At 29.8% G+C, this 25,863-nt stretch carries 24 protein-coding genes; all 24 read right to left on the bottom strand.

Features of this window, described 5'->3' with window-relative positions:
• Positions 1-75 precede the first annotated feature (75 nt).
• The gene (gene pgsA / locus H8923_RS05460; protein WP_153972156.1) at positions 76-618 is read right to left on the bottom strand and encodes a CDP-diacylglycerol--glycerol-3-phosphate 3-phosphatidyltransferase; all 543 of its coding nucleotides are present in this window, start codon (positions 616-618) and stop codon (positions 76-78) included.
• Positions 605-1,939 (bottom strand): 30S ribosomal protein S12 methylthiotransferase RimO, encoded by a 1,335-nt coding sequence (gene rimO / locus H8923_RS05455; protein WP_153972157.1) that lies wholly within the window; start codon positions 1,937-1,939, stop codon positions 605-607. The genes pgsA and rimO overlap by 14 nt, the downstream gene beginning before the upstream one ends.
• Entirely contained in the window at positions 1,933-2,991 is a 1,059-nt protein-coding gene (gene mnmH, locus H8923_RS05450; RefSeq protein WP_153972158.1) for a tRNA 2-selenouridine(34) synthase MnmH, read from the bottom strand. Before mnmH ends, rimO begins: the two co-directional genes overlap by 7 nt.
• Before the next feature lie 3 nt (positions 2,992-2,994).
• Positions 2,995-5,406, bottom strand: a complete 2,412-nt coding sequence (locus tag H8923_RS05445; protein WP_187127857.1) for an FtsK/SpoIIIE family DNA translocase — start codon at positions 5,404-5,406, stop codon at positions 2,995-2,997.
• Positions 5,407-5,663: 257 nt separating this feature from the next.
• A complete protein-coding gene (locus H8923_RS05440; protein WP_243139959.1) occupies positions 5,664-6,518 on the bottom strand; it encodes a ClpP family protease in 855 nt (284 codons plus the stop codon).
• An 86-nt stretch (positions 6,519-6,604) separates the two neighbouring features.
• Entirely contained in the window at positions 6,605-7,948 is a 1,344-nt protein-coding gene (locus H8923_RS05435) for an MATE family efflux transporter (RefSeq protein ID WP_153972160.1), read from the bottom strand.
• A gap of 169 nt (positions 7,949-8,117) precedes the next feature.
• Positions 8,118-8,885, bottom strand: a complete 768-nt coding sequence (locus tag H8923_RS05430) for an ABC transporter ATP-binding protein (RefSeq protein WP_153972161.1) — start codon at positions 8,883-8,885, stop codon at positions 8,118-8,120.
• Positions 8,885-9,976 carry a FecCD family ABC transporter permease gene (locus H8923_RS05425; protein WP_330596616.1) on the bottom strand — a complete coding sequence of 364 codons (1,092 nt, stop codon included), beginning with the start codon at positions 9,974-9,976 and terminating at the stop codon, positions 8,885-8,887. Before H8923_RS05425 ends, H8923_RS05430 begins: the two co-directional genes overlap by 1 nt.
• A gap of 9 nt (positions 9,977-9,985) precedes the next feature.
• A complete protein-coding gene (locus H8923_RS05420; protein ID WP_153972162.1) occupies positions 9,986-11,005 on the bottom strand; it encodes an ABC transporter substrate-binding protein in 1,020 nt (339 codons plus the stop codon).
• Positions 11,006-11,169: 164 nt separating this feature from the next.
• The gene (gene dapG / locus H8923_RS05415; protein ID WP_153972163.1) at positions 11,170-12,390 is read right to left on the bottom strand and encodes an aspartate kinase; all 1,221 of its coding nucleotides are present in this window, start codon (positions 12,388-12,390) and stop codon (positions 11,170-11,172) included.
• A gap of 20 nt (positions 12,391-12,410) precedes the next feature.
• Positions 12,411-12,656 (bottom strand): YlmC/YmxH family sporulation protein, encoded by a 246-nt coding sequence (locus H8923_RS05410; protein ID WP_147540988.1) that lies wholly within the window; start codon positions 12,654-12,656, stop codon positions 12,411-12,413.
• 26 nt (positions 12,657-12,682) lie between these two features.
• Complete coding sequence (locus H8923_RS05405) at positions 12,683-13,924, bottom strand: M16 family metallopeptidase (protein WP_153972164.1); 1,242 nt, start codon at positions 13,922-13,924, stop codon at positions 12,683-12,685.
• A 264-nt stretch (positions 13,925-14,188) separates the two neighbouring features.
• A complete protein-coding gene (locus H8923_RS05400; protein ID WP_153972165.1) occupies positions 14,189-14,932 on the bottom strand; it encodes a polysaccharide deacetylase family protein in 744 nt (247 codons plus the stop codon).
• Positions 14,933-15,118: 186 nt separating this feature from the next.
• Positions 15,119-17,233: a polyribonucleotide nucleotidyltransferase gene (locus H8923_RS05395; RefSeq protein WP_153972166.1), complete on the bottom strand. Its 2,115-nt coding sequence runs from the start codon at positions 17,231-17,233 to the stop codon at positions 15,119-15,121.
• A gap of 197 nt (positions 17,234-17,430) precedes the next feature.
• Positions 17,431-18,270: a DegV family protein gene (locus tag H8923_RS05390; RefSeq protein WP_187127856.1), complete on the bottom strand. Its 840-nt coding sequence runs from the start codon at positions 18,268-18,270 to the stop codon at positions 17,431-17,433.
• Between the two features lie 357 nt (positions 18,271-18,627).
• A complete protein-coding gene (rpsO, locus tag H8923_RS05385; RefSeq protein ID WP_147540993.1) occupies positions 18,628-18,882 on the bottom strand; it encodes a 30S ribosomal protein S15 in 255 nt (84 codons plus the stop codon).
• A gap of 109 nt (positions 18,883-18,991) precedes the next feature.
• Entirely contained in the window at positions 18,992-19,918 is a 927-nt protein-coding gene (locus H8923_RS05380) for a bifunctional riboflavin kinase/FAD synthetase (RefSeq protein ID WP_153972167.1), read from the bottom strand.
• A 27-nt stretch (positions 19,919-19,945) separates the two neighbouring features.
• Complete coding sequence (truB, locus tag H8923_RS05375; RefSeq protein ID WP_153972168.1) at positions 19,946-20,851, bottom strand: tRNA pseudouridine(55) synthase TruB; 906 nt, start codon at positions 20,849-20,851, stop codon at positions 19,946-19,948.
• Between the two features lie 10 nt (positions 20,852-20,861).
• Positions 20,862-21,854 (bottom strand): DHH family phosphoesterase, encoded by a 993-nt coding sequence (locus H8923_RS05370; protein WP_153972169.1) that lies wholly within the window; start codon positions 21,852-21,854, stop codon positions 20,862-20,864.
• Entirely contained in the window at positions 21,835-22,221 is a 387-nt protein-coding gene (gene rbfA / locus H8923_RS05365; protein WP_153972170.1) for a 30S ribosome-binding factor RbfA, read from the bottom strand. Before rbfA ends, H8923_RS05370 begins: the two co-directional genes overlap by 20 nt.
• Before the next feature lie 18 nt (positions 22,222-22,239).
• Positions 22,240-24,186 (bottom strand): translation initiation factor IF-2, encoded by a 1,947-nt coding sequence (infB, locus tag H8923_RS05360; protein WP_187127855.1) that lies wholly within the window; start codon positions 24,184-24,186, stop codon positions 22,240-22,242.
• 23 nt (positions 24,187-24,209) lie between these two features.
• Positions 24,210-24,518, bottom strand: a complete 309-nt coding sequence (locus H8923_RS05355) for a L7Ae/L30e/S12e/Gadd45 family ribosomal protein (RefSeq protein WP_153972171.1) — start codon at positions 24,516-24,518, stop codon at positions 24,210-24,212.
• Positions 24,508-24,783, bottom strand: a complete 276-nt coding sequence (rnpM, locus tag H8923_RS05350) for an RNase P modulator RnpM (protein ID WP_153972172.1) — start codon at positions 24,781-24,783, stop codon at positions 24,508-24,510. Before rnpM ends, H8923_RS05355 begins: the two co-directional genes overlap by 11 nt.
• Positions 24,784-24,797: 14 nt before the next feature.
• Complete coding sequence (gene nusA, locus H8923_RS05345; protein ID WP_153972173.1) at positions 24,798-25,844, bottom strand: transcription termination factor NusA; 1,047 nt, start codon at positions 25,842-25,844, stop codon at positions 24,798-24,800.
• Positions 25,845-25,863 lie beyond the last annotated feature (19 nt).

Genomic DNA, 25,863 nt, shown 5'->3' with positions numbered 1-25,863 from the left:
TTCATATCTATAGTTATGATACATAAAAAGAGTGCACTGACGTAATATATAATTACGTTAGTGCACTCTTATCTACTATTTACTATTCATAAACAACTCTTTATTTTTGTATAAGTATTCCCAACCAGAATATAAAGTAAGTAGTGTAGCAATCAATATACATACAAATCCTATATTTAATAATAAACCATTATTAAAGTTTTCACCTATTAATAAAACTATTATTGAAAGCATTTGTGTTATAGTCTTTAATTTACCACCACCACTTGCAGCTATTACCTTTCCTTCTGCTGCAGCAATAGCTCTTAATATACTAACAGTAAGCTCTCTAGCAACAATTATTATTACCATCCAAGCTGGAACTAAATTTACTTCTATCATACAAGTTAAAGCTGATATAACTAGTAACTTGTCAGCTAGAGGGTCCATAAATTTTCCAAAGTCAGTAACTAAATTATATTTTCTAGCTATATGACCATCCATAGCATCTGTTATTGATGCTACTATAAATATTATACATGCTATTAGATATTTATTTGGTATATTAAGAAGCATTACTATTATAAATACTGGTATTAAAAATATCCTAAATAATGTTAATTTATTAGGCAAGTTCATTTATTACATCTCCCATTAAATCGTACTCTAATGCATTATTAATCTCTACTATTACGAAGTCTCCTGCATGAAGTTGTTCCTTAGATTTTACATAAACTATACTATCTATTTCTTCTGCATCTCCTTGAGTTCTTCCCATATAAACATTTTTTTCTATTTGTTCTTCTATAAGAACTTCAAATGTTTTACCTATTTTAGTTGCCATAACTTCTTGAGATATTCCTTGTTGTACCATCATTAGTCTATCTCTTCTTTGTTCTTTTACATCTTGGTCAATATGATTTGGTAGTTTATCTGCTGCTGTTCCTTCCTCTCTTGAGTATGCAAAAGCACCCAGTCTATCAAACTTAACTTCTTTAGCAAAATCTATTAATTCCTCAAAGTCTTCTTCTGTTTCACCTGGGAATCCTGTTATTATAGTAGTTCTTAATGTTGCATCAGGTATATTATTTCTTATCATTTCTATTTTAGCTAATATATCTTCTTTAGTTGTATGTCTGTTCATTAACTTTAATATTCTGTTACTTGCATGTTGTATTGGCATATCAAAGTAATTACAGATATTATCATATTTCTTTATAACGTGAACTAACTCTTCTGTTATTGATTCTGGATATGAATACATTATTCTTATCCACTTTATACCTTCAACTTGAGCTAATTCTTCTAATAATTCTGGTAATACAGCTTTTCCATATATATCAGAACCATACATAGTACTATCTTGTGCTATAACTACAAGCTCTTTTACACCTCTAGCTGCTAAATCTTTAGCTTCAGCTACTATATCTTCTATCTTTCTACTTCTTTGCTTACCTCTTAATTTAGGTATTATACAATAAGTACAATGCTTATCGCATCCTTCACTTATCTTTAAGTAAGCCATATAACTTGGTGTTGAAACGTATCTTGGAAGATCTTCATTGTAAACAAATTCTATGTCATTTAAACTTACTATTTTGTTTTCTTTTTCTAAACCAGCAACTATTTCGTCTATATTTTGGTAACTTCCTGTACCAACTATAGCATCTATTTCTGGTATTTCTTCTTTTAACTCGTCTGAATATCTTTGAGCTAAACACCCTGTTACTATAAGAAGTTTTAAATTAGCTGTTTCTTTTAATCTAGCTATTTCAAGTATTGTCTCTATAGATTCTTGCTTTGCTGATTCTATAAATCCACAAGTATTAACTAACGCTATATCAGCTTCTTCCATATTTCCTACTAATTTGTATCCTTTTCTATTTAAGATACCCATCATTATTTCTGCGTCTACTAAGTTTTTTGAACAACCCAGTGATTCTAGTGCTATTTTTAACATTTTATTGCTCCTTTTTCTACTGTCTTATGAAAATTCATTAGTTCTTCTAATGTTTCATTTATCTCTTTAAAGTCTACTACTTGATTATATTTGTATTGCTCTACAGAGTGCATATACAGAGGGTCATAATATTCAACTAAATATTTTTCTACAAGTTCTTCGTATTTTTCTTCATCTAACATCTGTAAATACTCTTCAACTTTTTTATGACCAAGTCTTTTTCTAAACTTACCTATACATTCTCTTAGTATATCAATATTTCCTTCATTTCGATCATAAATATAATCTTTGCATAGTCTTTTTACTCTGTCTTCTATGCTACACTCTATAAGTATATGGTAACCATCTCTTATTATACCTTCATAAATTTCATTTGGTACTAATACATGTCCTACTCTTTTACTTTCGCTTTCTATAAATATATAGTCTGATTTTGAAAAGAATAATGATTCAAATATTCTAGATTCAAATGTCTTTTGAGTTGGCGGTTTATCATCAAAAGTTATAAACCCAAATACTGAGCCTGTATTTTTTGCCATTTGCTCTAAGTCTATTATATCTATGTTATTTTTATCTAGACCTACTAAAAGTTCGGTCTTTCCAACACCTGTTAAGCCATGAAGTACTATAAATTGTTTTTTATTCATTATATCACTTAAATAATCTAATACATAGTTTCTATAAGACTTATATCCACCTTCAAGTTTATATAAGTCTACTCCTATTGAAGCTAAAAGATTAGCAAAACTTCCACTTCTCATGCCACCTCTTGCACAGTATATTACTATATGGTCATACTCTACTGATAATTCTTTTACTTTTCTATACATATCTTTTAATTTAGGTGATACAAAGTCAAATCCCTTGTCTATAGCTTCATGCTTTCCTTGTGTCTTATATATGGTACCTATTTCATGATGTTCATCATTACTGAATAATGGTATATTATAGGCATTCAATATATGGTCATCTTGATATTCTTTCTCTGTTCTAACATCAATAAAGATTGTATTTTCAAGCTTTAAAGCGTCTTCTACATTTATTGTCTTCAAATTCTATTCACCTTCTAAATCTACTAATTCTTCCTTAGTTATTAATACTTTCCTTGGTTTACTTCCTTCGCTTGGACCTACTATCCCTCTTTCTTCCATAGAATCTATTAGTCTAGCAGCCCTGTTAAATCCTATTTTGAACTTTCTTTGAAGCATTGAGGCAGACCCTTGACCATTAGTTACTACAAAATTTATAGCATCTTCTAATAAATCATCTTCATCACTTGATTTTGGTGCTATAGTTTTTGAAATAGTATCTATTATATCATCTTCGTATTTTACTTCTTCAGTTACTTGATTTTTTATAAAATCTATAACTCTTTCTGATTCGCTTTCTGATATAAATGCACCTTGAAGTCTTACTGGTTTTGCTGCTCCTAGTGGGTAGAATAACATGTCCCCCTTCCCCAGTAACTTTTCTGCTCCACCTAAGTCTAATATCGTTCTAGAATCTGTCTGTGATGATACTGCAAACGCGATTCTCGATGGTATATTTGCTTTTATAACTCCTGTTATTACATCAACAGATGGTCTTTGCGTTGCTATTATTAAATGCATCCCTGCAGCTCTTGCCATCTGTGCAAGTCTACAAATATAATCTTCTACATCATTTGCACAAGCCATCATCAAGTCAGCAAGCTCATCAATGATTATTACTATCTTAGGTAATTTTTCTTCAGCCTTTTCATTGTAACTTGTTATATCTTTTACTTGATTCTCAGCAAATAATTTATATCTTCTATTCATTTCTACAACTGCCCAGTTTAATGCATTTGCAGCCTTTTTAGGATCAGTTACAACCGGTATTAGTAAGTGTGGTATTCCATTATAACTTGCAAGCTCAACCACCTTTGGATCTATAAGTAAGAATTTAACTTCATCAGGATTAGCTTTGTATAAAATACTATTTATTAAAGTATTTACGCAAACACTCTTTCCTGACCCAGTTGATCCAGCTATAAGTAAGTGAGGCATTCTAGCTATGTCCGCTATAATTGGCTTTCCTCCTATATCCTTACCTAAAGCCATTGCAAGAGGTGATTCAAAGTTTTTAAATTCATCACTTTCTAATACCTCTCTTAAACCTACCATTTGTCCTTCTTCATTAGGGACTTCTATTCCTATAGCACTTTTGCCTGGAATAGGCGCTTCTATTCTTATGCTTTTTGCAGCTAAACTTAGTGCTAAATCATCTGTTAAATTTACTATTTTACTAACCTTAACGCCAGGACTTGGCTGTATTTCATATCTTGTTATAGTAGGACCAACTGTAACTTGATTTACCTTAGCTTCAACACCAAAGTCTGATAATGTCTTTTCTAATAATGAAGCATTCTTTAATACTTTTTTCTTTCCGTTTTCATCTGCCTTCTTATCAAATTTATTTAATATTTCAAGTCCAGGCTTTTTATAGTTTTCATATCTTGAAACTTCATTAAAGTCTATCGGTTGAGTATTTTCAATTTCTTGTGTTTTATCAAAACCTTTATTCTCTTGTTTAGATTTATCAAGAGGAGAACTTTGAAGATTTTTTAATACATCTAAATCAGAACCACTTTGAGTTCCTTCAAGTATTTCTAAGTAATCATCTTCTGCTTTATTGAAACCTACTATCTTTATAGTCTTGTCATCTATACCATCTTCTAGACTAACTGCAGGTTCTTTTTCTACATCGTCATCTTTGCTATGCTTAGCCTTGTCCATCATTCCTTTTAAGAATCCTAGTTTCTTTTCTTCTATCATGGTTTGTTCCATCGTATCTTCATCTACCTCATCACTTATCATATCTAAGGCAGATTGCTTTAAGTTTGAAACCTTCTCTTTTAAGTTAGTTCCTTTATTTTTGGATTTTGATTTACCCTTTCCAAAATTTACATTTGATAATAAATCTTGTACCGATATATTAAAAGTAAATAGTGCACATAATATTAATGCAAATATACTGATTAACCATCCCCCAGTTATTCCAAATATAGCTTTTATATAATATGCAATTGTAGATGTTATTAAGCCAGTTCCAGTTCCATCTACACCCATTTGCATTACATCATTAATCATATTTGACTTAAAAGGAACATCTACCGGTATATTCCTTGAATTTATTAATCCATAGAATACAAATACAAATGTAACAATCACATAGTACATTTTGCTATTTTTTAACCTATAAACATATTCATTTCCTTCAAAGAATCCAAGTATCCCTACAATAATTACTATAAAAGGAATTACAAATGAAAGACCTCCAAATAAACCTTTAAATATGTTCTGCATAAAATTACCCACAAGTCCCATAGACCCTGAGTTCAAACTATATAATAAGAATATACCTACGAATATTGTAACTAAGTTATGATATTCCGCTCTAAATCCTAGATCTTTATCCTTTTTCTTTTTGCTTTTTTTCTTAGCCACCAATCTCACCTCTTACTTTTTATAATCCATCTACGACATAGATAAATTATAACTTTCTTTAATTTTGAAATCTACTTTAGTCCTCACCAATAGTAAATAAGTTATTACACTACTTGATTAGTATATTGTAAAATTATTTTAAGTTAAACAGTTAGAAATGTAAATTTCCTTTAATCTTAAAAAGTGCTAATGCCTTGACACTAACACTTTTTCTTATATTATTTAATTATATCATATATTATATTATTTAAACAAACTTATTTATTTTCTTTATCCTTGCCATTCATTTTGCTATTTTTATCATCTTCAGCTATTAATTCTTTTAGTTTAGCCAGTGCATCTTTTAATCCACCAACTTCATCAATTAATCCGCAATCTACAGCTTCTTTTCCTATAAGCACGCTACCAACATCACTAACTAGTTCATCTTTTTCATGCATTAATCTTACTAACTCATCTCTTTCTATTTTAGAGGTTCTTGTTATAAATTCAACAATTCTCTCTTGCATCTTTTTAAAGTATTCAAAAGTTTCGTTAACACCTATAACTAATCCATTAGTTCTTATAGGATGAACTATCATAGTCGCAGTTGGTGCTATAAAAGAATAATCTCCAGCTGTAGCAAGAGGAACACCTATACTGTGACTACCTCCTAACACAAGAGTAACTATTTTTTTAGATACACTGTTTAAAAGTTCTGCCATTGCAAGTCCTGCTTCTACATCTCCTCCAACAGTATTTAAAATCACAAGAACGCCCTTTATGTCAGGATTTTCTTCTACTGCATAAAGCATTGGTATAATATGCTCATACTTAGTTGATTTTTTTTGTGGATTTCCTATAAAGTGACCTTCTATCTCTCCTACTATAGTGATACATTGTATATCTTTTTTAGCTGGAGCTGGCATTTGAGGCGTACCCATTTGTTTTATATCTTCAATCTCATCGTTACTACTCTCACCTCCAGAATTGCCATTTGTATCACTAGAAGAGTTATTTTCATCCTTTAGTTCTTCCTCTAAAAGTTTATTACTTCTCTTAGTTATTTTTTCTATTTCTTTATTTCCCATGCTAATGTCTATGTAATTAGTATTATCATCTTTAAATTTCATGTTTTCTCTCCTCTCAAGCATTCTTGATTTTAGTTTTACCAAATCTATGTAAAACATTCACTTGCAAATACTTGAGAGATTTTTAATTATACTATAGCTTTAGATCTCCAACTTCCTCTTTTCCATCTTACGTAGAATATCATTCCTCTTAGAATTTCATCCAACGTCATAGCCAACCAAACACCATGTAGACCCATTTTTAAGGTGATAGCAAATATATACGCAAATAATGCTGATACAGACCACATCGATATAATTCCTACTATTACAGGAAATTTAATATCACCTGATGCCTGCATTCCTCTTATTGTTACCATATTTACGGTTCTTCCTAATTCTAAGAAAATATCTATAAATAAAATCTGTTTACCTAGCTTAAGTATTTCTGGGTTTTTAGTAAATATACCTAATATATAATCACTAAATATAAAAATAGATCCAGATACTATTAAAGTTACTAGCATTGATTTTTTTAAAGTATCTATGACAGCAGCAAAAGCTTCATTCTCTTCTCTAGCACCTATTAAATGACCTACTATTATTTGGTTAGCTTGAGATATTGCATTTGCATATAAATAAGAAATCATCACTATTATACCTATATATGTTCGTCCTGTAACAACTGTTGTTCCTAGCATATTTACTATAGTTAATATTACTATTTGAGAGGCATTATAAGATATACTCTCTCCTCCTGATGGAAGACCTATACTCATTAACTTCTTAAAAGTATCTTTAGGGAACGGTATCATATATTTAAATGAAATTTTCTCATCTATTTCTTTAGCAAACATATACCCTATTATTATAACCCCTATAAATCTACTCAAAACACTTGAAATTGCAACTCCTTGTACCCCCATCTTTGGTAATCCTAAATATCCATTTATTAATATTGCATTTCCAATTATATTTAGTATATTTACTAAAACTGAAATATACATAGTTTGCTTCATTAATCCATTACTTCTAAATATAGCTGAATAAGTTAAAAACAGGGCTTGTAAAAACAAACCACCTCCAACTATATTCATATACGCATTTGCATCTTGTAATAAATCTAACGGAAGTTTTATTAACTTAAATATATTTCCTCCAAAAACAAATAATACAATACCTGCAACTAAGCCAAAAATTAGATTAGTAAATATAGATACTGTGTAAGTCTCAGATACTTTACTATAATCTTTAGCACCTAGATATTGAGATACTAATATTGTTGTTGCCATTGTTATTACGCTAAATGTTATTACTAATACATTCATTATTTGATTTACATTTCCAACTGCAGCAACTGCATTATCTGATACTCTACTTAACATAAGTTGATCAATATTATTAACTAATAGTTGCAACATAAGCTCTATAAATATTGGCCATGTTAAAGCAAGTATAGATAGCTTTTTATCCACTTTTCTTGATGATTCCATTAATCCATCTCCTATATAAATATCATTTCAAGATAAAATCTTATTAAATAAAAATATATATGTCAATAACATCCTTAAAATAACCTTTATGCAAACGATTTTAATTTTTACTTAAATAAAAATGCTGTAATATTAGATTTTTACATCTACTATCACAGCATTTTATTAGCTATATACACGACTTATAAAATATATTAATCATATTATTTTCTTTATCTTCATTCACTATAACATCTACCTCATAGACTTCTTTTATTAATTCCTTTGTAAATACCTCTTTTGGAGTTCCATAAGCTACAATTTTGCCCTCTTTTAAAACATATATCTTATCACAATACATAGCCGCTATATTTAAGTCATGTATCGCGGCAATTACCTCAATATCTAGCTTCTTTACTATATTCATTAGTTGTAACTGATACTTTATATCCAAGTGATTTGTAGGTTCATCTAAAATCAGGCAATTTGTTTCTTGTGCTAATGCTCTAGCTAAAATAACACGTTGCTGCTCTCCACCTGATAAGGTATTAAAATTTCTATCTTTATAATGTAGCATACTTACATTAGCAAGTGCTTCATTCATAATCTCATAATCTCTTTGAGAATCTCTTTCCATCATCTTTTTGTGTGGAGACCTTCCCATTAAAACTATATCACCAACACTAAAGTCAAAATCACAATAATTATGCTGAGATACTACAGCCATTTTTTTTGAGCTTTCTTTTATACTTAATTTAGATAAATTTACTTCATCTAACTTTATAATTCCACTTGATGGCTTTAGTGTTCTATAAATACATTTTAAAAATGTAGATTTTCCACTACCATTTGGACCTATTATACCTACAAATTCTCTATTTTTCACATCTATATCTATACCTTTTAAAATATCTAATTTTCCTATATTAAATTTTACTCCCTCTGTCTTTATCATCATTAGTCTTTTCCTCCAAAGCCATAAGTTTTTTTGATCATTAACCAAATAAAGCAAGGAGCACCTATCATCGATATCAATATACCTATTGGTATTTCAGTTCCTTTTATTAAGATTCTAGATAGTATATCTGCCCATACCAAAAATACTGCACCTAATATAGCCGCAATTGGAATTATTTTTTTATGATCTGTGCCAAAAATCATTCTAACTATATGCGGTATAACTAGACCTACAAATCCAATCATACCCGATGAATACACTAATACACCAATCATTAATGATGTTATTATTATATATACATGTCTATACTTATGAAGGTCTGTACCTAATGTAATTGATACCTCATCACCTAGCAACATTAAATTTAAAGTTCTATATTGAGTCATAAAAAATATAGTTCCAATTAAAATAATAGGTAATATAAATATTATTTGTTCCCACTTAGCTCCTGCAACACTACCCATCAACCAAAAAGTTATAGTCTGCATTCCCTGAGCATCATTTGCAAAGTAAACTATAAAACTTGAAAAAGCACTACAAACAGAACTTAAAGCCATTCCTCCTAAAAGCAACTTTACTGAATTTGCTCTTCCACCAATATTAGCTATTATCAATACAAGAATTGATACTGTAAATGCACCTATAAATCCAGATATACCAATTGCATTTCCTCCCAAAACTGAACCTATTCCCATCATAACAGCAATAGTTGCACCTAGTGATGCTCCAGAGGATATACCTAGTATATACGGGTCTGCAAGTGGATTCTTAACTATAGCTTGAATTACTATTCCAACTACAGATAGTCCTATTCCTACAGCTATTGCTAATATAATTCTAGGAAGTCGTATAAGCCATATTACATCATGAATAGCACCACTTGATAGCACTTCACTATCCCCAATTCCAAATATTTTATAAATAATTATACGATATACATCTTTTAAGCTTATATCCACTGATCCTAAGTTAACTGCAAAACCTACAGATAAAATTAATATCACTAATAGCAGAAAAGAAACACCTACATACATAGGATACTCTTTAAATGTATTAGATTTTACTTTATTTATATTTAATTTATTTTCCATGAATAAAACCTATTTATTCAGCTCTGGATATATTCCATTTGCAAAAGTAGTTATACCATCAATAGTTCTTATACCACTTGAGTACATCTCCCCAAGAGCTATTGAATTTACTCTATTATTCTTTACTGCTTTTAAGCTTGCAAGTGATTTATTATTTAAAATTTTATTTATTGCCTCTTTAGACATATTTTCATCTGTTCTATCCATATATACAACAAATATAGAATCTGGATTTAACTTTATTAAATCTTCTTCGCTTATATTTCCACCATCTGGATTTAAAAGTTCTGCACCTAATTTAGATACCATATCTCCACCTAGTGTTTTTGAGCCATATGTATATATCTTATCATCAAAATACTCCATTATTAATGTACTTTGATTTTTTTCTTCTTTAACTGAATATAGTACTTCATCAACTTTTTTAGTTATTTCATTTACTAGAGACTTTGCTTTTTCTTCTACATTAAATATCTTACCTAGATTTAATATATCTGTTATTTCATTTTCTATAGTTCTATCTTCTTTTACTCCACTATTTAAAGACATATATGTATTTATGTTGTTTTTATGCCAATAATCTACGTCTCCTAATTTTTTTTCATCAAATAGAGAATACCAAGATAATATAAAATCTGGTTGTTCCATTATTACATCTTCTTTTGAAGGATCAAAGTCTTCTATATAATTTATCTTGGAAAAAGCTTCTTTATATTCATCTTTTACTTCATGATCTAAGCCTGATGCCATTACTATTTTATCCTCTAATCCTAAAGCTAACATTGTCTCTATGGAATTTTGATATACTGCTACTACCTTCTTGGGTGCTTTATTAAATGTAATTTCTACAGGCTCTTTAGAATAATTATAAGTAGTTATAGTAACAGGGTAGTGAGAGTTATCTCCTGAACTAGTTTCTACTTCATTTTCATTATTTGTATCCTTTTTACTAGTAGATGCACATGCTGTCATGGCAATTACCATTAACAAACTTAATAATAATATAATCCCTTTTTTAATTTTTTTCATATATCCTCCTCTGTGTATATATAAATTTTATAAAATATATTTAGTCATTTTATTTTATTATATAAATACATTATGTCATTTCTGTGTCATTTTTCCGTCATTTCTGTGTCATTTTACAAAAAAAAGATGCACTAATTTTAGTACATCTTTTTTATAACTATATTTCAATTTTTATCTTTATAGAATTGATTGTGTATAACATGAATTGTCTCAACCATATCTTCTTCTCTTACTAAGCAAGATACAGATGTATAAGAATCTGACGATTGTAATAATGTTATTCCAATCTTAGATAATCCCCTTATTATCTTCGCAATAACTCCAGGTGTCTCTGTAATTTTAGCTCCTATTAGTGTAACCTTAGCACACTTTTTATTTATCTCATACTCTACATTATACTTATTAAGTATTTCTTCAACATTTTCAACGTTAGACTTATCTATTGCAAATCCTTTATCTTCTTCAAAGAAGTTTATCATTTCCATATTTATATTTTTATCTTCCATTTCATTTAGTACTTTAGAAAATAGCTCCTCTGGAGATTTTACTTTAACCTGAGCAATATTATTCTTATGTGCAACTGCAGATATAAATCGCTCTTCCTCTTCATAATCACCATCACTACAATCTAAGTTCTTAATTGAACCTATTTTAGTGCCTTCGTGATTAGGATTTAATGTATTTTTTATTTCTAAAATTATATCAGCTTTCTTAGCAAGATCAACTGCTCTTGGGTGTATTACCTTTGAACCCTGTTCTGCCATTTGAAAAACCTCTTCATATTCTATGAATTTTATTATTCTAGCATCTGGTTCCACTCTCGGATCTGCTGTCATAATACCATCTACATCAGTATAAATTTGAACAGTTTTACTTCCTAAGGCTTTGCCTATTGCTACAGCAGAAGTATCACTTCCACCTCTTCCCAAAGTAGTTATTTCTCCATCTTCTGTTCCACCTTGAAATCCTGCTATTACTACAACTTTATCCAATGATATTTCTCTTTCAATCTTGTGAGGATTAATTTTTTTTATTTTTGCATTTGAATATGAATTAGTCGTAATTATACCAGCTTGAATTCCTGTTAAAAAAACTGCAGGTATACCTTCATCTTCAAGTATACTTGTCAATATAGTTCCTGATATAATTTCACCACAGGACATTATCATGTCTAGTTCCCTTTTAGGTGCCTTCTCATTAACATTTTTACATAAACCTATTAATGTATCTGTAGCATATGGATCTCCATGCCTTCCCATTGCAGATACTACTATTACTAAATCATTACCTTTATCTCTATAAGAACGGATTATACTTACAACTTCTTTCATTCTTTCATATGATGCTACTGATGTTCCTCCAAATTTTTGAACTAAAACCCCCATTATTACCTCCTAAAAATACCTTAGTATACTCCATCATATTCGATAATGATCATATCATTTCCAATTTTTTTTACACTTCTCCAAGGTACTTCTAGAACAGATTTTTCTTTCTTTAATCCAAAAAACCCTTTTTCCTTTGGAATTAATAACGCCAATATTTTTCCTGTTGTTTCATCTATTATAAGATCACATTCTCCTACTACTCCAAGTCTTTCGCCTGAAACTAGGTTGACTATTTCTTTACCTGCTATTTCAGATAAGTTCAATTTAATCCCCCCTTAAAACTTATTAACTATAATTTAATATTTTCTACTTCCCTACCAACAATGCAAACTCCAAGATTATTTAAATCAAATACTTTGTCTATTACCTTTTTAACACTATTAAAGCTTACATTGTTTATACATTGTAGTATTTCATCAGTTGTTTTAACTTTGTTGACAAGAAGCATTGATTTTCCAATAGACATCATTCTACTTCCTGTGCTTTCTAAACCAAGTAAATAACTCCCTTTTAATTGCTCCTTACTTTCGTGTATCTCTTTCTCAGTTAAATAATTTTCCTTTAAATCTTTTATTTCACTTTTTATTATTTCACAAACTTCTTTTAAATTTTCTTTACTCATACTTGCAAATATACCAAGTTCTCCACACTTTCTATATAAACTTTGAGCTGAGTAAATAGAATATACTAGTCCTTTTTCTTCTCTTATTTTTTGGAATAGCCTAGAACTTATGCTACCTCCAAAAACATTATTTATAACGGCTAGAGCGTAAACCTCATCATTATTTTCTATTCCTATTGCTTTTAAATTCATAACTAAATTAACCTGCTCTGTATCTTTATTTTTTGCTATAATGCAAGATTTAAAAGGTGCTTCATTCAGTTCTATATCAACATCTTTTTCATTCCAATTTTTAAATTTATCTTCTATTTTTTCTACCATATCATCAAAGTTAAAGTTCCCAGATATAGATATAACTGCATTATTTGGTACATAATAAGTATTGAAGTACTCTAATAATTCTTTTTTGCCTATATTTTCTAAAGATTCTCTAGTACCTAAAATATTCATTCCTAGCCCATCCCCAGCGTAAATATGTTCTAATAGCATATCATATGCTAAGTCTTCAGGTGAATCTTCATACATTTTTAACTCTTCTAATATTACAGACCTTTCTTTGTCTATATCTACTTCATCAAACTTAGAATTTAAGATCATATCACTTAATATATCTAGTCCAATTTCTATGTGCTCATCTAATAACTTCACATAGTAACATGTGCACTCCTTACTTGTGAATGCATTAATCTGACCACCTAAATTATCTATTTCACTAGCTATTTCCTTAGAAGTTCTTTTATTAGTTCCTTTAAACATCATATGTTCTATAAAATGAGACACTCCACTAACTTTAACATCTTCTATTCTTGATCCTGCATTTATCCATACTCCAAAAGATATAGACTTTACATATGGTATTTCCTCCCCTATTATTGTCAGCCCATTCTCTAGTGTTTTTACTTTGTACATATCTTCCTCCATTTGTAACATTTGTATTATATAAATTACTATTATTTTTTAATCCAAAATATTATTTATTCTTATTTCTAATCAGTATATGTATTTCATTATAGTTTAGTAAATATATTTATTCAACTAAAAAAAAATCACCCTTACTAATATGTAACTACTTAGAATATAGGCATTACTACTTTTCAACTTTAACAAATCCCTTTTATTTTTAAAGTTCAGAAACTCCCACTTTCAAAATCTTAAAAACTTCTTACATATAGCTTATTCAAAAATATCACTTAACTTTCCTGGCTTTAAACCTTTACTTCTTATAATCTCTATTATGTCATCTACACACTCCATGGTCGCTTTGGTAGGATGCATCAATATTATACTTCCATCTTTAACATCCTTATTTTTTACTCTATTGATTATTACATCTGGTTGTTCTCTATATTTCCAATCAATAGTATCTACATCCCATTTAAATGCCGTATATCCTAACTCCTTAGCTGCTTTCATAGTTCCTTCTCCAAAAGAACCTGCTGGCGCTTGAAAAAATCTAATTTCATCTCCAGTAATTCCTTCTATTGTACTTTCTGCTTTTTTCATTTCTTCTAAATTCTGTTCATAAGTAAGCTTCGCATAATCTAAGTGCTTGTATCCATGACTTCCAATTTCATGACCTTCTGATTTTATTCTTAGTAAGAAGTCTTTATTATTCTCTGCCCATTTACCTGTGACATTAAATGTTATCTTTGCGTCTTCCTTTTTTAGTGCATTTAATATACCCTCTATATACTCATCTTCCCATCCTAGGTCTACGTTGCAAGTCATTGCAACGTAGCCACTATTAGCCTTTGTTCCTCTTTCATAGGGTAAACTTGCCTCTTCAAAACTGTTAAATGTAGGTGTAGAATTATTTTTTACCACTCCAAAGATAATCCCACCTATTGCTAGTAATACAATTACAACTCCTATGATTATTTTCTTTAGTTTCTTCTTATTTGCTACCATTATCAACATATAAGATTCCTCCCAAAATATGTACAAATTATATCTTAATTAATCTTATTAATCTATTGTCCTATTTATGCAAACATAAATGATACTATCTAATAAAAAAATATGCATATTCCACTTTCTTTAATAAAAATAAAAAAGAACATACCTCGAATAAGCTTATTCAAAGTATGTTCTTTTTTTAATTATTTATTTGTTATCTTTTTTTTCAATTTTTTCTGGCTTAGGTAATAAAACTTTTCTAGATAAGTTTACTCTTCCTTTTTCATCTATTTCAGTTACTTTTACCTCTACTTCATCTCCGATATTTAAAACATCTTCAACTTTAGCTACTCTTTCGTGAGCTATATGAGATATATGAAGTAATCCTTCTTTTCCTGGAAGTATTTCAACAAAAGCACCAAAAGTAGTTATTCTAGTTACTTTACCTTTATAAGTTTGTCCTACTTCAGCTTCTACAACTATATCTTTTATAAGTTTTTGCGCTAAATCTATCATTTCTTGGTCTATGCCAGCTATGAATACTTCACCTGTTTGTTCTATATCTATCTTAACACCAGTTTCATCGATTATCTTAGTTATAACTTTACCACCTGGTCCTATAACGTCTCTTATCTTATCTGGGTTTATATTCATTGTTATTATCTTAGGAGCATACTTAGATAATTGTGACTTTGGAGCATCTATAGTTTTTCTCATTTCATTTAATATATGAAGTCTACCTACTCTAGCTTGCTCAAGTGCAGTTCTTAATATATTTTCATCTATACCATTGATTTTTATATCCATTTGTATAGCTGTTATACCGTGTTCTGTACCTGCTACTTTGAAATCCATATCTCCTAAGTGGTCTTCCATACCTTGTATATCTGAAAGTATTGCTATTTTTTCATCATCTTTTATAAGACCCATAGCTATACCAGCAACCATATCTTTTATTGGAACACCAGCATCTAATAATGATAATGTTGATCCACATACAGATCCTTGAGAAGTTGATCCGTTTGAGCTTAATACTTCAGAAACTAATCTTATTGCATAAGGGAACTCTTCTTTTGAAGGTATTACTGGAACTAACGCTCTTTCAGCTAACGCTCCATGCCCTATTTCTCTTCTACCTGGACCTCTCGATGGTCTAGCTTCACCAACACTGTAAGCTGGGAAGTTGTAGTGATGCATATATCTCTTATTTTCTTCTTCATCTAAACCGTCTAATATTTGAACATCACCTAATGCACCTAGTGTAGTTATAGTCATTACTTGAGTTTGACCTCTTGTAAATAACCCAGAACCATGAGCCCTTGGTATAAATCCATTATCACACCATATAGGTCTTATTTCATCTAATTTTCTATTATCTGGTCTTACTTTTTCATGAGTTATAAGCATTCTTACTGACTCTTTTATTATCGCTTGAAGTACTTCTTCTATATCAGAACCATACTCTTCTAATAATTCTGCAAAATGAGAAAGAGTTTCTTCTCTTACCGCATCCATTTTTTCTTGTCTTTCAAGTTTTTCAACAGTTCTTACTGCTTCTTTCATTTTATCAGTTGCAAAGTTACGAACAGCAGCTTCTACTTCTTCATCTACTTTATGTAACTCAACTTCCATTTTTTCTTTTCCAACTTCATCTGTTATTTCTTCTATGAAAGCTACTATTTTCTTTATTTCTTCATGTGCAAATAATATAGCTTCTAGCATTAAACTTTCAGGTATTTCTTCTCCGCCAGCTTCAACCATCATTATAGCATCTTTTGTCCCTGATACAACTAAGTGAAGAGAACTTTTTTCTCTTTGTTCTGCAGTTGGGTTAGCTACTAGAGCTCCATCAACTAATCCTACTAAAACAGAACCTGTTGGACCGTTAAATGGTATATCCGATATTGATAATGCTACTGATGAACCTATCATAGAAACTATATCTGGTGTACAATCTTGATCTACTGAAAGAACAGTAGCAACAACTTGTACATCGTTTCTAAAACCTTTTGGGAATAAAGGTCTTATTGGTCTATCTATTAATCTAGAAGTAAGTATTGCCTTTTCAGAAGGCTTTCCTTCTCTCTTTAAAAATCCACCTGGTATTTTACCAACTGAATATAATTTTTCTTCGTAATCTACACTTAAAGGGAAGAAGTCTATACCATCTCTTGGTTTTGCAGACTTTGATACGTTAACCATAACCATAGTCTCTCCATATCTAAGTATAGCACTACCAGCAGCAAGCTCTGCTATTTTCCCTATTTCAACAGAAAGTTCTCTCCCTGCTAAATCCATCTTGAAAATCTTATGTTCAAACATTAATGCTTGTACCTCCTCTTATACTAAAACCGCGTTTCTATCCTAATTAATATCTTATCAAAAATACTATAATTTAACAACATAAAACTCATTTTATGACTTTTATTGTATTTTATAACTATTTTTTCGATATCTCTTTAAAATTTAAGTATATCATTTTGTATATTATTTGCTACTTTAGACAAAATTAATCATTTCTAATAAGAACAGCTGATGGCAAATATATCAGGTCCAGTATGAGAACATATGCAAGCTCCACCTCTAGTAAAATATAACTTCTTACATTTTATTTTAGTATTAACTTCATCTTTTAACTTCTCAAAGTCATCAACATTATCTCCACAACCTATTATAATATTTTTATCTTCTAAAGTATCATATTTATTAATTACTAAATTTACGAGTTCATGTATTGCGTGTTTTTTACCTCTTACTTTATTAAGTATGAATATATTTGCATCTTCTACTGTGAATATCGGCTTTATTTTTAATAAATTTCCTATAGTTGCAGTCGTAAGTGATGCCCTTCCACTTCTTTGTAAATATTCAAGAGTATCAGGAACAAAGAACAAGCTGACAGATTCTCTTAATTCTTCTAAATGTTTAATTAATTCTTCTGCTTTTATATTCTTGTCATTTTCAATTAATTCACATGCTTTCACTACAAATTGAGCACTACCTAATGATAGTGTTAAAGTATCAAAAACATGTATATCACCGTCAGTATCATTCTTAGCCATTACGGCACTTTGATAAGTTCCTGAAGATTTAGAAGATCCATTTATACATACTATAGAGTACTCATCTTTGTACTTATCAAAAACTTCTTTAAATTGTATATATGTAGCTTGTGAAGTTTTCGGAACTTCAGTTTTTTCTTTCATTCTCTTATAAAACTCTTCATTACTTATATCAATACCTTCTTTATATTCCTTATCCCCAAGTATTATATTTAAAGGGACTATATCTATATCATATTTTTCTACTAATTCTTCTGGTGTGTCACACAGACTGTCGCAAATTAACTTTATTTTCACTTATATCTCCTCCTAAAATTAAAGTATACATTATCTATAAAATATTGTTCTACCTTCTAAATTATTTACTATTCAGAATAAATATAATCACAATTAATATAATTTGCTTTTATACTTCTTTCTTAATTATACTATTTCTTTGCATAATTTGCATTCTTATATGTACTTTTATTAGTTTATGCTATTATTATCAAATATATTTAAAACATTACAAAATCTAAGTTACAGCAGTTTTAAATTACAGTATTCTACTCTATTTTAATTCAAAATAAATACTATTTATTAAATTTATTATGTAATTAAAAACAGGAAGGCTTTTGCCTTCCTGTTTTATATAGATATTGAAAATAAAAAAAATTATTTTCTTAATCCTAATTTAGCTATTAAAGCTCTGTATCCTTCAAGATCTCTTTGCTTTAAGTAAGCTAATAAGTTTCTTCTTCTACCAACCATCTTTAATAGTCCTCTTCTAGAGTGGTGGTCTTTTTTGTGAGTTTTTAAGTGATCATTTAACTCATTTATTCTAGCTGTTAATAAAGCTATTTGTACTTCTGGAGAACCAGTATCTCCTTCTTTTCTTCCAAACTCTTTGATTATATCTGTTTTGTTCATTTGTTATACCTCCGTAATATTTTATTAAAATCGCCAATAACTAAGCATAGATTGGAGTGTTCTAATGCCGAGTAATGGTTAATTTACTTACTTATTTTATCATATATAATTATTTTTTGCAAACATACTTTTTATAAATATAGTTAGTATCAGTCTTTAACTGAGATTTTAATTCATCTAAAGAATTAAACTTCTTTTCATCTCTAATTCTCTCTAGAAATTCAAGCTTTATAATTCTTCCATAAATTTCCTCGTTAAAATCTAGTATATTAGTTTCTACAGATAAACTTTTACCTTCTACAGTTGGATTATAACCTACATTTGTTGCACCAAAATATGTTTCTTTACCTAAATATACTTTAGTTGCATATATACCGCATTTAGGAACAAGCATATCTTCATTAATTGCCATATTGGCAGTCGGAAAACCTATAGTCCTTCCTAACTGTTTGCATTTTATAACTTCTCCCTCTAGTTGGTAATTTCGTCCTAAATACTCTTTCACTTTATTTACACATCCTTGTGCTATTAAATTTCTTATATAAGTACTACTTACCCTTATATTATTTATTTTAACAGGTTTTACAATTTCCACTTTAAAATCATACTTAGCACCTAGAATTTTTAATAATTTTGCATTTCCTTCTTTATTTTTTGCAAAGGTAAAATCATGGCCTACGATTACTTTCTTTGCTCCTAGCCTTTCTTTTAATATAGTTCTGGCAAAATCATCTGCTGATAGTTTTGTCATTTCTTCATCAAAAGGCACATTTACTACCATGTCTATACCTAGACAGTTTAGCTTTTTCAATTTATCATTATCTGCAATAATATTTTTTACACTATAGCTCTTAAAGTAATTAGCAGGGTGATTTTCAAAGGTAAAAACAACACTTTTAATCCTTCTTTTTTTACTACTTTCAACTGCTTTTTTTATAAGGACTCTATGGCCTTTATGAAGACCATCAAATTTTCCTATAGTGACAACACTTTCTTCTACATCATATACATCCCATATAGATTTAATAATATCCATAATGATTTTCCCCACTAGAATTATAGTTTATACAAATATTTTATCACTTTTTAGGCTTATAGTTTTATTATCTTTTAATAATCTTCCTACACCTAAAAACTTACCTTCACTATAAACTCTTACAAACTCATCATTTTCATTTATATTATTTGTGCTGAATCTTTTACTATCTATTATTCCACCATTACTGTAATATTTTATAGCACTTGGTTTTAGTATAACTTCACTAAAGTTATTTAAGACATAATCTATGTCATATAAATGTTCATCTAATTTGCCATTATTATAAAACTCTTCTAATTCTTCTAAAGTTATTGCATTTTCTAAATTAAATCTACCTGAAGAAGTTCTAAGTAAAAAGGACATATGACCTCCACAACCTAAGTATTCACCTATATCATGGCAGATACTTCTTACATAAGTTCCTTTAGAACATTTTACATAAAACATTATTTTATTATCATTTATACTAAGAATATTTAATTCTTTTATATTTACTTTCCTTGCCTTGATAACTATTTCATCAGCTTTACCACTTCTAGCTAAGTCGCACATTTTTTTACCATTAACTTTTAATGCTGAATATACAGGAGGTAGTTGTTCAATTTCTCCTTTTTGTGTACCAAAAGCTTTTTCTATATCTTCTTTGCTTACTTTAAAATCATCTATCCTTTTTATTATAGTTCCAGAAGAATCATAAGTATCAGTTGTCATACCTAGTGTAAGCTCACATATATAGGATTTATCCTTGTTAAGTATTAATTCACTTACCTTTGTCGCTTTTCCTATACATATAGGTAGTACCCCTGATGCATCTGGATCAAGGGTACCTGTATGGCCAACTTTTTTCATATTTAAAATTCTTCTAACTCTACTAACTACATCATGAGATGTCATGCCTGTAGGTTTTAATATGTTTATTATTTTGTTCATTAAAATCACCTTAAATTTCTTTTAGAACTTCTTGTAGGATTTTTACTTTTGCATTTTCTACTGTATCATATATAGTACAACCTGCAGCTCTTATATGACCTCCACCATTAAATGTTTGAGCAATCTTACTTACATTTACATAGTTTTTAGATCTTAAACTAACCTTAACTTCATTGTCTTTCTTTTGCTTTAATAATATTCCTACTTCAACATTTTCAATATCCCTTGTATAAGTAGTTATTCCATCAACATCATTAAAACTCATGTTATTTCTTTGTAACATATCTATAGTTAAGCTTATACATGCTACTTTTCCATGAACTATATCTAATGTATTTAATGCTTCTCCTAATAATTTATAGTAGTTATAAGAATTACTTTGGAAAACACTTTGAATAATTTTATCTCTTTTAGCTCCTAAAATCATAAGTTCCTTAGCCATTTCAAAACTACTTGGATGTGTACTAGAGTAAGAGAAATTACCTGTATCTGTTACAAGTCCAGTATAAAGCGCTGTAGCTATATCTTCATCTATTATGTTAGTATTATCTAATTTATTTAATCTAACTAGTAAGTTATATACTAACTCACTAGTAGATGAAGCTTCTACATCAATATAATTTAAATCTCCATAAGAATCATTACTTGCGTGGTGATCTATACATATTATTTTTACAGCTTCTTCTTTTATTTCTTTAGTTACACAAACTCTAGATTTATCTCCACAGTCTAATGCTATTAAATTATAATTCTCTATATTTAATGCTTTAAAATCTGATGAGCTCATCTTAGTTACATTTTCCACTAAAAATCTAAGATTTAATGGTGCATTATCATCTAAAACATAATATACATTTTTCCCTAATTTCTTCAAAGAATAGTATATTCCAAGAGTTGATCCAATATTGTCACCATCTGGGCTAATATGAGAAGTAACGACAAAGTCGTTACTTCTTTTTATAAACTCTATAATATTATCAATATTACTTATCATATTCCTCATCCTTATGCATAGTTTCTTCACTATTTTTTGAACTAACTTGCTTTATAAGATTATCCATATACATACCTTTTTTGATTGAATCATCAACCTTAAAGATAATTTGTGGAGTATGTCTAAGTTTTACATTTCTACTTACTTCTCTTCTTACATAGTTAACTGCGCTCTTAAGTCCTAATAAAGTCGATTCTTCGTCTCCTCCTAAGATACTTACATATACATATGCATAACTTAAGTCATTAGTAACTTCTACATCAGTTACACTTACCATAGATGTTATTCTAGGATCCTTTATTCCACTAATAAGCATAGTACTTACTACTTTTCTTATTTCTTCTGCTATTCTTCTTGTTCTATTGTATGATGCCATAATATCGACCTTCTTTTACTATTTTAATTTTCTTTCTACTTCTTTAGTTATATAAGCTTCTATTATGTCTCCTTCTTTTAAATCATTGTAATTTACGAAGCTCATACCACATTCGTAACCATTGTTAACTTCTTTTACATCGTCTTTAAATCTCTTTAATGCAGCAAGGTCACCATCGTGGATTATTATCCCATCTCTAACTATTCTAGCTTTAGATCCTCTGAATATTTTTCCACTAGTTACATAACATCCAGCTACTGTACCTACGCCAGATATTTTATAAACTTCTCTAATTTCAGCTTTACCAGTATCTTCATCTCTATATTCAGGATCTAACATACCTGTCATAGCTGCTTGAACATCTTCTATAGCTTTGTATATTATAGTATATGTTCTAACATCAACAGATTGCTTCTTAGACATTTCTTCAGCACCTGGAACTGGCCTTACATTAAATCCTATTATTATTGCATTAGATGCAGCTGCTAACATTACATCTGATTCAGTTACTGCTCCAACACCACAGTGAATTACTCTAACAGCAACTTCTTCATTAGATAATTTTTCTAGTGATTGCTTAACAGCTTGAGCTGAACCTTGAACATCCGCTTTGATAACTATATTAAGATCTTTTACATCTCCATCATTCATTTGAGAGAAGAAATCATCAAGTGACATTCTTTGGTTAGATTTTAACATTTCATCTCTAGCTATTTGTTGTCTTTTTTCAGCTACATTTCTAGCTATTTTATCAGTTGGAACAGCAACAAATTGATCTCCACCTTGTGGAACTTCAGATAGCCCTAGTATTTCTACAGCTGTAGAAGGTCCTGCAGTTTTAACTCTCTTACCTTTAGAGTTTATCATTGCTCTTACTTTACCACTTGCAAGTCCAGCAACTATTGGATCTCCAACGTTTAAAGTTCCTCCTTGAACAAGAACTGTAGCAACCGGTCCTCTACCTTTATCAAGTTGAGCTTCTATAACAGTACCTACTGCTCTCTTGTTTGGATTTGCTTTTAATTCTTCCATTTCTGAAACTAATAATATCATTTCAAGTAATGTATCTATGCCAGTTTTTTGTCTAGCTGATACTGGAACTGCTATAACTTCTCCACCCCAGTCTTCAACTAATAATCCTTGATCAGCTAATTCTTGCTTAACTTTATCAGGATTTGCATCTGGCTTATCTATTTTATTTATAGCTACTATTAATGGTACTTCCGCTGCTTTAGCGTGGTTTATTGCTTCTATAGTTTGAGGCATTATACCATCATCTGCTGCAACAACAAGTATAGCTATATCAGTAACTTGTGCCCCTCTAGCTCTCATTGATGTGAAAGCTTCATGTCCTGGAGTATCTAAGAATACTATTTTTTGACCATTAACTGAAACTTCTGAAGCACCTATATGTTGAGTTATTCCTCCTGCTTCTCCTCTTGTTACGTTAGTTGATCTTATAGCATCTAATAATGAAGTTTTACCATGGTCAACGTGTCCCATTACTGTTACAACTGGTGGTCTTGGTAATAAATCTTCTTCTTTATCTTCTTCTATTTCCATTAAAGCATCTATTTCTAATTGCTCTTCTTCTTCATCTTCTGTGCTAGTTAATAATGTATATCCATACTCTTTAACAACTAATGAAGCTATTTCTTCTGAAACTTCTTGGTTTATACTTGCCATAGTTCCCATTTTCATAAGTTTCATTATTACTTCAGATGCAGACACATCTAAAGCATTTGCTATTTCTTGAACTGTTAATTTTCCAGTTATAGTTACTGTAGGGCCATCATGAGTTACAGCTTCTTCACCTACTAATTCAACCAATAACTCTACATCATCATTTTCTATTTCACTATTTTCATTTTCTGCATTTATTTCTAATTCTTTTAATTTAGCTATTACGTCTTCGTTTGACATTCCTAACTTTTCTGCTATTTGGTATACTCTTGTTTTTGACACAAGATCACCCCCTATTGAATTTTTTATTTTAAAAGTTCTATCACTTTATTTGCAAATCCTTCATCTTTCACACCAACTACTGCTCTTGGTGCTTTTCCGATAGAAAGACCTAACTGTAATTTAGTTGAGAAGTATACATATGCTACATTTCTATATGCGCTTTTGTCTTTAAAAAGCTTTTTAGTATTATTTGATGCATCCTCTGCAACTATTACTAATTTTACATTTCCTCTTTTTAACTCTAATAAAGTTGAGTCGTCTCCAGAGACTATTTTGCCTGCACGAGTAGCAAGACCTAAATATGAATATATTTTTTCTTCATTACTTTTCATATGATTCTAACTCTGCAAGTAATTTTTCATATACCTCATCAGAAACTTCCATTTTAAAAGCCTTATTTAAAGCTTTAGTTTTTATAGCTTTTTGTAAGCACTCTACACTTTTACATATGTATGCACCTCTACCATTAGCTTTACCGCTTAGGTCTATGAAAATCTCTCCTTCTTTATTCTTAACGATTCTCATAAGTTCTTTTTTAGAGTCTCTATCTTGACAAACTATACATTTTCTTTGAGGTACTTTCTTTATTTTTTGCAAAGATTATCCCTCCTTTACTCTTGGTTATCTTGAGATTCACTTTTTATATCTATCTTCCAATTAGTAAGCTTAGCTGCAAGTCTTGCATTTTGCCCTTCTTTACCTATTGCAAGTGATAATTGATAATCTGGTACTACTACTAAAGCAGACTTTTCTTCTTCATTTACATCTACTCTAACAACTTTTGATGGACTTAGTGCAGCTGATATAAATTCAGCTGGATTTTCACTATAATTGATTATATCTATTTTTTCACCTATAAGCTCATCAACAATATTTTTTACTCTTGAACCTTTTGGACCTACGCAAGCTCCTATTGGATCTATTTTTTCATCTATTGAGTGAACAGCCATTTTTGTTCTAGAACCAGCTTCTCTAGCTAATGATTTTATTTGAACTATTCCTTCAAATATCTCTGGAACTTCAAATTCAAATAATCTCTTAACTAATCCTGGATGACTTCTAGATACAACTATTTGAGGTCCTTTATTAGTTTTCTTCACCTCTAGTATATAAACCTTTATTTTTTGACCTGCTTTGTAAGCTTCATGAGGTATTTGCTCTGCTTGTGTCATAACAGCTTCTATTCTACCTAAGTTTACATATACTAATCCTTTACTTACTCTAGCAACTTCTCCAGTTACTATTTCATTTTCTTTTTCTATAAATTCATTATATACTATATCTCTTTCAGCTTCTCTTATTCTTTGAACAACTACTTGCTTAGCTGTTTGAGCTGCTATTCTTCCGAAATCTTTAGGAGTAACTTCATTTTCTATTATATCTCCTAATTCATAGTTTGGATTTATTTGTCTAGCTTCATCTAATTCTATTTCTAAGAAAGTATCATATAAATCAGACTCATCAACTACAACTCTTTGTGAAAATACTTTTACACTTCCTTTTTCTCTATCAAACTCAACTCTTACATTTTGAGCTGAACCAAAGTTTTTCTTGTAAGCTGTTAAAAGGGCTTGTTCTATAGTATCTATAAGAATATCTTTATCTATACCTCTGTCTTTTTCTAATTCGTCTAATGCTTCTATAAATTCGTGGTTCATCATATTTCCTCCCTAATTA

This window comes from Romboutsia faecis, assembly GCF_014323405.1.
Taxonomy (GTDB): domain Bacteria; phylum Bacillota; class Clostridia; order Peptostreptococcales; family Peptostreptococcaceae; genus Romboutsia_E; species Romboutsia_E faecis.
This window is presented reverse-complemented; position numbering and strand designations above follow the sequence as displayed.

Excerpts from the sequence above, each read along its gene's own strand:
- H8923_RS05440 (WP_243139959.1), bottom strand. The coding sequence starts at position 6,518 with ATGAAATTTAAAGATGATAATACTAATTACATAGACATTAGCATGGGA.
- nusA (WP_153972173.1), bottom strand. The coding sequence starts at position 25,844 with ATGAACCACGAATTTATAGAAGCATTAGACGAATTAGAAAAAGACAGA.
- H8923_RS05430 (WP_153972161.1), bottom strand. The coding sequence starts at position 8,885 with ATGATGATAAAGACAGAGGGAGTAAAATTTAATATAGGAAAATTAGAT.
- H8923_RS05435 (WP_153972160.1), bottom strand. The coding sequence starts at position 7,948 with ATGGAATCATCAAGAAAAGTGGATAAAAAGCTATCTATACTTGCTTTA.
- rpsO (WP_147540993.1), bottom strand. The coding sequence starts at position 18,882 with ATGAACAAAACAGATATAATCAAAGAGTTTGGAAGAAAAGAAGGAGAT.
- H8923_RS05355 (WP_153972171.1), bottom strand. The coding sequence starts at position 24,518 with ATGAAAAGTAATGAAGAAAAAATATATTCATATTTAGGTCTTGCTACT.
- dapG (WP_153972163.1), bottom strand. The coding sequence starts at position 12,390 with ATGGGGGTTTTAGTTCAAAAATTTGGAGGAACATCAGTAGCATCATAT.
- truB (WP_153972168.1), bottom strand. The coding sequence starts at position 20,851 with ATGAACAAAATAATAAACATATTAAAACCTACAGGCATGACATCTCAT.
- rbfA (WP_153972170.1), bottom strand. The coding sequence starts at position 22,221 with ATGGCATCATACAATAGAACAAGAAGAATAGCAGAAGAAATAAGAAAA.
- H8923_RS05425 (WP_330596616.1), bottom strand. The coding sequence starts at position 9,976 with ATGGAAAATAAATTAAATATAAATAAAGTAAAATCTAATACATTTAAA.
- H8923_RS05370 (WP_153972169.1), bottom strand. The coding sequence starts at position 21,854 with ATGAGGAATATGATAAGTAATATTGATAATATTATAGAGTTTATAAAA.
- H8923_RS05405 (WP_153972164.1), bottom strand. The coding sequence starts at position 13,924 with ATGTACAAAGTAAAAACACTAGAGAATGGGCTGACAATAATAGGGGAG.
- pgsA (WP_153972156.1), bottom strand. The coding sequence starts at position 618 with ATGAACTTGCCTAATAAATTAACATTATTTAGGATATTTTTAATACCA.
- H8923_RS05380 (WP_153972167.1), bottom strand. The coding sequence starts at position 19,918 with ATGGATATTATTAAATCTATATGGGATGTATATGATGTAGAAGAAAGT.
- rimO (WP_153972157.1), bottom strand. The coding sequence starts at position 1,939 with ATGTTAAAAATAGCACTAGAATCACTGGGTTGTTCAAAAAACTTAGTA.
- H8923_RS05400 (WP_153972165.1), bottom strand. The coding sequence starts at position 14,932 with ATGTTGATAATGGTAGCAAATAAGAAGAAACTAAAGAAAATAATCATA.
- H8923_RS05395 (WP_153972166.1), bottom strand. The coding sequence starts at position 17,233 with ATGTTTGAACATAAGATTTTCAAGATGGATTTAGCAGGGAGAGAACTT.
- H8923_RS05420 (WP_153972162.1), bottom strand. The coding sequence starts at position 11,005 with ATGAAAAAAATTAAAAAAGGGATTATATTATTATTAAGTTTGTTAATG.